General features: G+C 39.0%; 7 protein-coding genes and 2 pseudogenes. 1 reads left to right on the forward strand and 8 read right to left on the reverse strand.

The annotated features are described in order from the left end of the window. Nucleotides 1–427 precede the first annotated feature (427 nt). Nucleotides 428–877 carry a hypothetical protein gene (locus tag BHE89_RS02265; protein WP_069369717.1) on the forward strand — a complete coding sequence of 150 codons (450 nt, stop codon included), beginning with the start codon at nucleotides 428–430 and terminating at the stop codon, nucleotides 875–877. A gap of 82 nt (nucleotides 878–959) precedes the next feature. Here BHE89_RS02265 and deoD read toward each other — a convergent pair whose 3' ends face one another. The 8 genes and pseudogenes from deoD to BHE89_RS24715 all read right to left on the reverse strand — a co-directional run bounded on the left by deoD (nucleotide 960) and on the right by BHE89_RS24715 (nucleotide 9,536). Beyond that, nucleotides 960–1,676, reverse strand: a complete 717-nt coding sequence (gene deoD, locus BHE89_RS02270) for a purine-nucleoside phosphorylase (protein WP_069369718.1) — start codon at nucleotides 1,674–1,676, stop codon at nucleotides 960–962. A gap of 77 nt (nucleotides 1,677–1,753) precedes the next feature. Beyond that, nucleotides 1,754–2,980, reverse strand: coding sequence for a phosphopentomutase (deoB, locus tag BHE89_RS02275; RefSeq protein ID WP_069369719.1), 1,227 nt, complete (start codon nucleotides 2,978–2,980; stop codon nucleotides 1,754–1,756). Nucleotides 2,981–3,046: 66 nt separating this feature from the next. Continuing rightward, the gene (gene deoA / locus BHE89_RS02280) at nucleotides 3,047–4,369 is read right to left on the reverse strand and encodes a thymidine phosphorylase (protein WP_069369720.1); all 1,323 of its coding nucleotides are present in this window, start codon (nucleotides 4,367–4,369) and stop codon (nucleotides 3,047–3,049) included. A 70-nt stretch (nucleotides 4,370–4,439) separates the two neighbouring features. Next, a complete protein-coding gene (deoC, locus tag BHE89_RS02285) occupies nucleotides 4,440–5,219 on the reverse strand; it encodes a deoxyribose-phosphate aldolase (RefSeq protein ID WP_069369721.1) in 780 nt (259 codons plus the stop codon). Nucleotides 5,220–5,739: 520 nt separating this feature from the next. Then, nucleotides 5,740–7,040 (reverse strand): annotated as a pseudogene (locus tag BHE89_RS02290) (NupC/NupG family nucleoside CNT transporter). 369 nt (nucleotides 7,041–7,409) lie between these two features. Beyond that, a pseudogene (locus BHE89_RS02295) lies at nucleotides 7,410–8,193 on the reverse strand (TatD family hydrolase). Next, nucleotides 8,186–9,250, reverse strand: coding sequence for a patatin-like phospholipase family protein (locus BHE89_RS02300; protein WP_069369724.1), 1,065 nt, complete (start codon nucleotides 9,248–9,250; stop codon nucleotides 8,186–8,188). The pseudogene BHE89_RS02295 and the gene BHE89_RS02300 overlap by 8 nt, the downstream one beginning before the upstream one ends. A 172-nt stretch (nucleotides 9,251–9,422) precedes the next feature. Further along, nucleotides 9,423–9,536: a hypothetical protein gene (locus BHE89_RS24715; RefSeq protein WP_286145825.1), complete on the reverse strand. Its 114-nt coding sequence runs from the start codon at nucleotides 9,534–9,536 to the stop codon at nucleotides 9,423–9,425. Between the last annotated feature and the right edge of the window lie 446 nt (nucleotides 9,537–9,982).

Raw genomic sequence — 9,982 nt, forward strand, 5'->3', positions numbered from 1 at the left:
TTGAAATATAATCAAAATATAATAATAACACGACTAACCAACTGATAATTACTAAACTCTTTGTTTTTATTAATTGAATTAATCTGTTATTTCCACAATTGGTGCAGTAAAAAATTACATTTAAATTTAAATTACAACGAGCAAAATCAAAACGAAATCACTATGATTTTTTTCATATTTAGTAAATTAATTCTAATTTTAACTATTATTAGGTACAAAATATTGGATAAGATTGGATTTATATATGGTTTCAAGTGAAAAAATAAACAAGGAAATTATCATAGTCAATTATTCTAGTAATGCCGTAAATATTAGTTAAACCCAAAATTAGTCACATGACTAAACAATCAGAATATTTACTCTACATATTTCGTATTCTTTGCCGATACTTAAGATAATAGAGTGGGTAATTAACGGAGAACACAATATGAAAGCATATATCGCTGTTGCTGCTGTATTCATATTATTATCCGCAAGTGTCCATGCTGAAGAATTTACCTGCCAACTTGAAAATGGTAAGTATGTCAGCGTATTCGTTGAACATGGAAAGCCGCCTGTTTATCGCTATGGCACACTCGCTAAAACAGAGATAACACTGCCAGTACCTCAGCAACCCAATAATAATGTCTTTTATGGGCATCAGATGTTTGTTGCAGGAGCATCAAGCTATATTCGTTTTAAGAATGGAAACTATAGCTATGTCGTTTATGACGGTGAAGGGCGAGGCTGGAATTTTAACGGTGTCATTGTTTATAAAGACAATAACATTATCAGTAAGAAAGAGTGTAAAGAGCCATTAATACCAAGCCTGAATAATATCAAAAAGTATGCCATCAAAATGGATCCTTATTTAGAAACGTATATTTATGCTCCATAGTTTCTTACTAGATTAATTAGGCATAAAAAAACCCAATTTAACAATTGGGTTTTTATTCTTTTTAAGCAACAAAATGTATTGATTAGTCTTCTAATAACAGAACCGATTCTAATGCAATTTCAATCATTTCATTGAAGGTAGTTTGACGCTCTTCTGCTGTGGTCTGAGTCCCTTTTTTGATGTGGTCAGAGACAGTACAGATAGTCAGTGCTCTTGCGCCGTATTCAGCTGCAACACCATAGATACCTGCGGCTTCCATTTCAACACCTAGAATGCCGTATTTTTCCATGACATCAAACATTTCTGGATCAGGGGAGTAGAACAGATCAGCAGAGAAGATGTTACCAACGCGAACTTTAATATCTTTCGCTTTTGCTGCATCAACTGCATTTTGAACTAATTGATAATCAGCGATAGCGGCGAAATCTTGGTCTTTGAAACGCAGGCGGTTAACTTTAGAGTCAGTACATGCACCCATACCGATAACAACGTCACGCAGTTCAACATCGGGTAATACAGCACCACATGAGCCTACGCGGATGATAACTTTCACGCCGAAATCTGTAATTAATTCTTTCGCGTAAATTGAGCAGGAAGGAATACCCATACCATGGCCCATTACAGAAACTTTACGGCCTTTATACGTACCTGTAAAACCTAACATACCACGAACATTGTTTACTTGACGAACGTCTTGTAAAAAAGTTTCAGCGATGTATTTAGCACGAAGCGGGTCGCCCGGCATTAAAACGACATCAGCAAAATCGCCCATTTCTGCGTTAATATGAGGGGTAGCCATAATTCTTCCTTTTAATTGATCTTTTTACTATTTAAATATAATTCGGTAGGCATATTGCTATACCTACCGAAGTAAAATTAAAACATTGCTTTACCATAATCGACTGGTGATAAGCCAAAGTATTTAACAACCGTCTGGCCAATATCAGCGAAGGTTTCACGATGACCTAATGAACCTGGTTTAACTTTCGGACCATAAACAAGAACAGGAATGTGCTCACGAGTATGGTCAGAACCTGGCCAAGTTGGGTCACAACCGTGGTCTGCAGTTAAGATAAGAATGTCATCTTCTTTTACCAGCGCCATTAATTCAGGTAAACGACGGTCAAATAACTCAAGAGCTTCACCATAGCCCACAACATCACGACGGTGGCCGTAAGAGGAGTCAAAGTCAACAAAGTTGGTGAATACAATTGTGTTGTCACCTGCGAGTTTCATTTCTTCAAGTGTCGCATCAAACAGAGCATCAATACCCGTTGCTTTCACTTTCTTAGTGATACCTACGTTTGCGTAGATGTCAGCAATTTTACCGATAGAAACAACGTGGCCTTGTTTTTCATCAACCAGTTTTTTCAACATTGTTGGTGCTGGTGGTTCAACCGCTAAATCATGACGGTTACCTGTACGAGCGAAGTTACCCGGTTTGTCACCGATAAATGGACGTGCAATAACACGACCGATGTTGTAATCGCCTTTATTTAGTTCATCACGAGCAATTTCACACAGCTCATATAATTTATCTAAACCGTAAGTTTCTTCATGACAAGCAATTTGGAATACAGAGTCAGCAGAGGTATAGAAAATCGGTTTACCGGTTTTCATATGCTCTTCACCCAATTCATCCAAAATCACCGTACCAGATGCATGGCAATTGCCTAAGTATCCAGGTAATTTTGCACGTTTAACGATGTTATCTAACAGCGCTTGTGGGAATGAGTTTTTCAGTTCTTTGAAGTATCCCCAATCAAACAGAACAGGAACACCTGCGATTTCCCAGTGGCCTGACGGAGTATCTTTACCAGAAGAGATTTCACTCGCGTAGCCATAAGCACCGATAATTTCTGCATTTTTATCTAAACCAATAGGGAATTTACCTGTTGATTCTTCTGCTGCTTTACCTAGGCCTAAGCGGCAAAGATTAGGTAAATGAAGAGGTCCTTTACGACCATCTCTATCTGCTTTACCTTCAGCAAACGCTTGTGCGATATGCCCTAAAGTGTCTGAACCTTGGTCACCGAATTTCTCCGCATCACCAGCAGCACCGATACCGAAGGAATCTAATACCATGATATGTACACGTTTCATAATTCTCTCTCCTGTGTCATTCTCCGTAGACTACGGATATGTCACTTATAAATCATAATTGAGTTCTTATTCGCTGATTTGGCGGTACACCATTGGGGAAGCTTCGCGTTTGCTATCACCAATTACCATCGCTTTACGGACTTCAGCCGCAGCTTCTTGCCATGATTTTTCACTGTTAGCATGGATCATTGCTAAAGGTGTGTCTGTATTGATCTCAGCACCAAGCGCTACGATATCGCTTAAGCCCACACTGTAATCAATAGCATCTGTTGCTTTACGACGACCACCACCTAATGTCACAACTGACATACCTAATGCACGCGTATCCATTTCTGTGATGAATCCTGTTTTCTCAGCGAATACAGGTTTACTTAATACCGCAGTTGGCAGGTATTTATTGTAGTTTTCAACAAAATCAGTTGGGCCTTTCTGTGCAGCAACCATACGACCAAAGACTTCTGCTGCTTTGCCGTTATCCAACACATCTTGTAGTTTTTGAAGGGCTTGTTGACGATCTTCCGCTAAGCGGCCTGATACTAACATTTCAACACACAGCGCCATAGTGACTTCAAATAGACGTGGATTACGATATTCACCTGTTAAAAATTGAACAGCTTCACGAACTTCAACCGCATTACCTGCACTAGAAGCTAATACTTCATTCATATCCGTTAATAGTGCAGTTGTTTGACAACCAGCGCCATTTGCTACTTGAACAATTGACTCAGCCAGCTCTTCAGATTTTTGATAAGTCGGCATAAAGGCACCCGAGCCAACTTTAACGTCCATCACTAATGCATCTAAGCCTTCAGCTAATTTTTTACCTAAAATAGACGCGGTGATAAGTGGGATTGAATCAACTGTAGCAGTAATATCACGGGTAGCATAAAAGCGTTTGTCAGCAGGTGCTAATGAATTAGTTTGTCCGATAATGGCAACGCCAACATTACGAATAATGTCGCGGAATTTTTCATCATCAGGGAAAATATCAAAGCCTGGAATTGCTTCAAGTTTATCTAATGTTCCCCCTGTGTGACCTAATCCACGACCCGAGATCATAGGAACATAACCACCACAAGCCGCAACCATTGGCCCTAACATCAGTGAAGTGACATCACCCACACCACCAGTAGAGTGTTTATCAACAATTGGGCCATTTAAATTTAGGCTTTTCCAATTCAGCACTGTACCGGAATCACGCATCGCTAATGTCAAAGCAACACGCTCTGGCATTGTCATGTCGTGGAAATAAATAGTCATTGCTAATGCAGCAATTTGACCTTCAGAAACAGTATTATCTCTGACGCCATTAATGAAAAAACGAATTTCTTCCTCAGTTAAAGGATGACCATCACGCTTTTTACGAATAATTTCTTGGGCAAGAAACACTGCAACCTCCTGGTTTTATAGCATTGGTAACGCCCACAATAATGAAAAGTGGGCGTCTTTCACGAATGGATTAGTAACCACTAGACGATTTTTGTTCGCCATGACCTAATGTGGCTAATAAATTACCTAACAAGCTTGACGCACCAAAGCGGAAGTGACGGGCATCAACCCAGTTGTCACCCATAATGCGCTTAGCTAATGCAAGGTATTGAGCTGCTTCTTCCGCGGTACGTACACCACCCGCTGGTTTGAAGCCAACCTCTTTGCCAACACCCATATCGTGGATCACTTGGATCATTAACTCAGCGCTTTCCAGAGTTGCATTTACAGGGACTTTACCTGTGGAAGTTTTAATAAAATCAGCACCTGCTTTGATTGAAATTTCAGATGCTTTGCGGATAAGCGCGGGATCTTTCAGCTCACCCGTTTCAATAATGACTTTCAGTAAAGAACCTGCTTCTGCACAAGCTTCTTTACATGCTTTAACGATATCAAAACCAATTTGCTCATTACCTGCCATAAATGCACGGTAAGGGAAAACTACGTCAACCTCATCTGCGCCATAAGCTAATGCCGCGTTAGTTTCGGCTAATGCGATATCTAAATCATCATTACCATGAGGGAAGTTAGTTACGGTTGCGATACGAACGTCTGGAGTACCCTGCTCGCGTAACACTTTACGTGCTAACGGAATAAAACGTGGGTAGATACAAATAGCGGCTGTATTGCCTTCTGGGCTTTTAGCCTGATGACATAATGCAGTCACTTTTGCATCAGTGTCATCATCATTTAATGTTGTTAAATCCATCAAAGACAGCGCAAGACGCGCTGCAGCGGTTAAATCTGTCATAAAACTCTCCAACGATGTTTCTCAAGCCCTTTTGGGCGTACGCTTAAGGTTAGCGATTAAATTTGTTGGCGAGCGGACTTGGTTCCTTGAAGATGTTGTTGTAACTTGCACTACAACGACAGCTGAGCTCCCTCTCACCGCACTATGCTCACTTCGGCGACCCGTCATTGAGCCTTCGCCATTCCATGAAGTTTCAGCACATCTTATTTGAACACGCTAAGGAACAATTAGATGTGCTTTACGTCACACTAATTAAATGTAACTTGCAAGCAATGACATAAAAATGTGATAAAAATCACAATTTGGTCATTTTCTGGTTTAATGTTACTCGAATAGCGTTTCTAAGTCGTCTTTATAACGTAAAAAAGTGTGATAAATATGAAATGATATCACTATTGACTCTATTCAATACAAATTGTGAAATTTCTTACACAATAAAAGTAGTTAACATTACAGCAGAAAACAAACAGAAAAGAGCAGACAGGTAAAATACCTATCTGCTCTTTATAATCAAAATCAATTATGCAGCAACAACAGCCATTGCGGTTAATGCAAAGAAGAAACCTGCGATTGTTGCACTCATTAAGTTAGAAAGCGTACCCGCTAGCACCGCTTTCATTCCTAAACGCGCCACATCTTTACGACGGTTTGGTGCCATTCCACCTAAACCACCTAGCAATACAGCAACAGAAGAGAGGTTAGCAAAACCACACAGTGCAAAGGAGATGATTATCTTCGTTTGCTCTGATAGTACCATTAGCCCTGAACCCGCAACAATTGCGTCTTCTTTTAGGTATTTACTAAATTCAGAGTAAGCATAGAATTCATTGATAACAATTTTTTGTCCAATAAATGAACCTGCGATGTCGCTTCACTCCAAGGTACGCCAATAAGGAAAGCAATTGGTGCAAAGATCCAACCTAACACTAACTCTAATGAGAAGTTTTCATAGCCAAACCAGCCACCAATTCCACCAAGAATACCATTAACTAATGCAATCAATGCAACGAAAGCAAGTAGCATGGCACCAACGTTAAGGGCAAGCTGTAAACCTGAAGAGGCACCCGCAGCCGCAGCATCGATAATATTGGCAGGTTTTTCTTCATCCGCCATTTTATCAAGGGCATCTTTTTGATCATCTGGCGTTTCTGTTTCAGGGATCAACAATTTAGCAAAGAGTAACCCCCCCGGAGCAGCCATAAAAGAGGCAGTGATCAGATACTCTAATGGCACGCCCATACTTGCATATCCAGCAAGAACAGAACCCGCAACAGAAGCAAGACCACCACACATAACAGCAAAGAGTTCTGAGGTTGTCATTCTTGCAATATAAGGACGAACAACAAGCGGTGCTTCGGTTTGTCCAACAAAAATATTTGCCGTTGCAGACATAGATTCTGTTCGTGATGTACCAAGTACTTTTTGTAAGCCACCACCGAGAATTTTAATGACTATTTGCATAATGCCAAGGTAATACAGCACGGCAATGAGTGAAGAGAAGAATACGATAACAGGTAGTACGCGTAGGGCGAATACAAACCCTCCCCCGCCAAACAATTCGAACATTTTATCTGATACTAGGCCTGCAAATAGGAAGCTCATCCCATTATTGCCATAATCAATAACATTCTTAACACCATCAGAAATCGCAAGAAGCACCTCGCGACCACCGTCGGAATAAAGAACAAATGCACCTAAGCCAATCTGAATAAGGAATGCGCCACCAACTGTACGTAGTCTAATTGCACGTCGATTGCTGGAAAACAGAATGGCTATCAAGATTAATGTTGCCATTCCGACCAAGCTCATAATGAGTTGCATTGAAGGATCCCTGTTCACATAAAAATTTAATGGATTATCAATAATGCCCTTGCCAGAGCTTATTGACTCTTTTTTGCCGGATAATTATACCTAGTCTGAGAAAAGAACCCTCAATATCCATCACAAATAGAGTCTGAAAAAAGTAACACAAAAGTCACAAATGAGAAGTTGATCACACAAATAAGAAAGAAAGCGCATTTGTTGGATAGGCTAATTAGAAAAAAGACGCTTGGGATGAATAAACCGTATTTTCAATCTTAAATCGAGAGAATAAACGAACACCCTATTCATATTAATAAGATTAAAATAAGGGGTTTTTCATCTTTAGGTGAATCCCATTTTGATTCAATCACTAAGTAATAGTGTTGACTAGGTAATAGTGTTGAGCCCAAATAATTGTAGGCTATTAAGATAGAGTTGCTCTGCTATCGCCTCAGGTGATCCTTGACGTAGCTCACAGAGTTGGGAAAAAATGTTCTGAATTCGTTCAGGGCGATTAGGTTTACCTTGAAAACCATTCACTGGCATATCAGGTGCATCTGTTTCTAATAATAAATATTCTAGTGGTAACGAAGCAATTGCGCGGCGAGTTTTTTTGTGCGCGTTCATAAGTAATAGTGCCACCAACGCCAATAAAATAGCCTTGCTGAATAAACTTTTCTGCCTGTTGTTGACTTCCTGCAAAACCATGAATAACCCCTTTGCGAGGCACATCATAACGGCGTAAAAGCGCACTTAACTTATCGTGGGTTTTACGTGAATGTAGGATCACGGGTAAATCACATTCAATCGCGAGTTTAAGCTGTGCAATTAAAAATGCCTCTTGCTTCTCAGACTGAGGGTTATCCATATAGCTATCAAGCCCTATTTCTCCGATAGCTACACAACGAGAAGTTGATTTTAATTTCTGTTCTAATTCCAATAGATGCTGTTCAGTGTGCTCTTCAATATATAAAGGGTGTAAACCCAATGCACAATATAATTGATGGTGATTGTTGGCGAGCTCTGCAACAACATCAAAATTCCAACGTGCAACGGCGGGAATAATGATTTTTTCAACATGAGCCTGACGCGCTAGCGACAAACTGTTGACAATATCATCATAAAAAACCGGAAAATCAAAATGGCAGTGAGTATCAATAAATTTATTCATTCTGAATTTGTCTCACGTCAGGATGTACGCTTCGAGTTCCTTGTTGAATAATAGAAGCCTTCTCCGCTTTATCAGCCTTAGCTTCTTGTTCAAACAAACTAAAGACTTTTTTATCGTGTTGTTTGAATTTTTTCTTAGAAAAGTGTTGACCTATTGTCGCCAGAAAATAGCGGCCACAACGTCTACCTACATGATAATCATGATTTAATGCATTTAAACGACTTCCTAATGCACTAGATTGCAATGTCGTTGGTGGATATATTTCAATAACAACAACATCTTCTGGAGGAGATTGGATAAATTTAATGGTCTCAGTATAGGTTTGGATATGTACTTGAGCCATCGCCATAAAGCGCTGTAAACGGCTATTTTCGAACCATTTCCCCATACGTTCAACCCATTCGGTTGTGTATTGATATTCAGAAGGTACGGTACGAATAACAACAATAGTACGGCAACCACGCCGATAAGCTTCTCTCACAGGAATAGCATCACTAATGCCACCATCATGATAAACAACATCATGAAATAAGACACCATTACGATAAAAAGCAGGAATAGCACTGGATGCTTTAATTATATCAAGCCAAGTTGGTTCATCAGGTTGAAAATAATTGGCCTGAAAATTATCAGAACGACTCGCCACCATATAAAATTCGCGCCCCGTATCAAAACGGCGTAGTGCTGTTGGCATATCAAGAGGCATTTCTTTTGCTGTCGTGTCTATATACCAATCAAGATCGAGTAAATTGCCACCACGGACAAAGCGGATAGGATTAAAGAATTGATTATTGGTTGTATAGCGATTGATAATTTTGCGTGCATATCCACGCTGACCACAGGCAAAAGCAGATAAATTTTGCGCCCCCGCAGACACCCCAAGTAACATATCAAAGGGATCAAATTCTGAACGCATAAACTCATCAAGGACACCCGCAGTAAAAATCCCACGCTGGCCTCCGCCTTCACACACTAAAGCAACTTTACCTTGTGGCAGTGAGGATTGAAATTCGAGTGCCGTAATATTATTTAATGTGACAGGTATATACTTCCCCATAATGTCTCCTTTATACAACTTATCAAAGGATACCCGCACATTTTTTTAACGTCATTACTTTTATATATTAATACAAATAATTTAAATAATATTTTCTTTGAATATAAAAGAAAATCATGTTTATGATTTAATATTTACATCTGAGTCTACGCCTTTAACACCTTCAATTTTTTCAATGAGTTGTAAGATTTTTTTCTTCTTGTGCTTTACTATCGACAAAGCCTGAAAGAAAGACATGTCCAAACTCAGTACGAATAGAAATATTCTCACTATCAATATCTTGCATTGGCGATAGCGTATCTTTAATTTTATTAGAAATAGAAGTATCACTTAAATTGTGACCTGTATTTTATTCCACTATTATTAATTTCGCTATACCACGATGTTTCAGCTGATACGCCCCATACTAACAAAAGCTAAACCCATCGACATGGCTAACGCTAATTTTAGCGTTTTATATTGTTTCATTGCTCTCCCCCGCATCACAATACTTGTGATAGGAAATGTGTGTTTTTAATATCTGTATTTTTTATGAAGCACTACAAAATTTTAACAATCTAAGCTATTACATTAATAAGCTGTTGTAGTTAAATAAAGCAAAAAAATAACAAATAAAGACTAATCCTAATTATTTTATTCTAATTATAACCGATAAAAACTATAAAAAAAAACTTACATATATTTATAAATAAGTATAAAAACGAGCATAATGTTAACAGAAAAAAAAAGAGG

It is taken from the genome of Shigella sp. FC1967, assembly GCF_001743005.1.
Lineage (GTDB): Bacteria > Pseudomonadota > Gammaproteobacteria > Enterobacterales > Enterobacteriaceae > Proteus.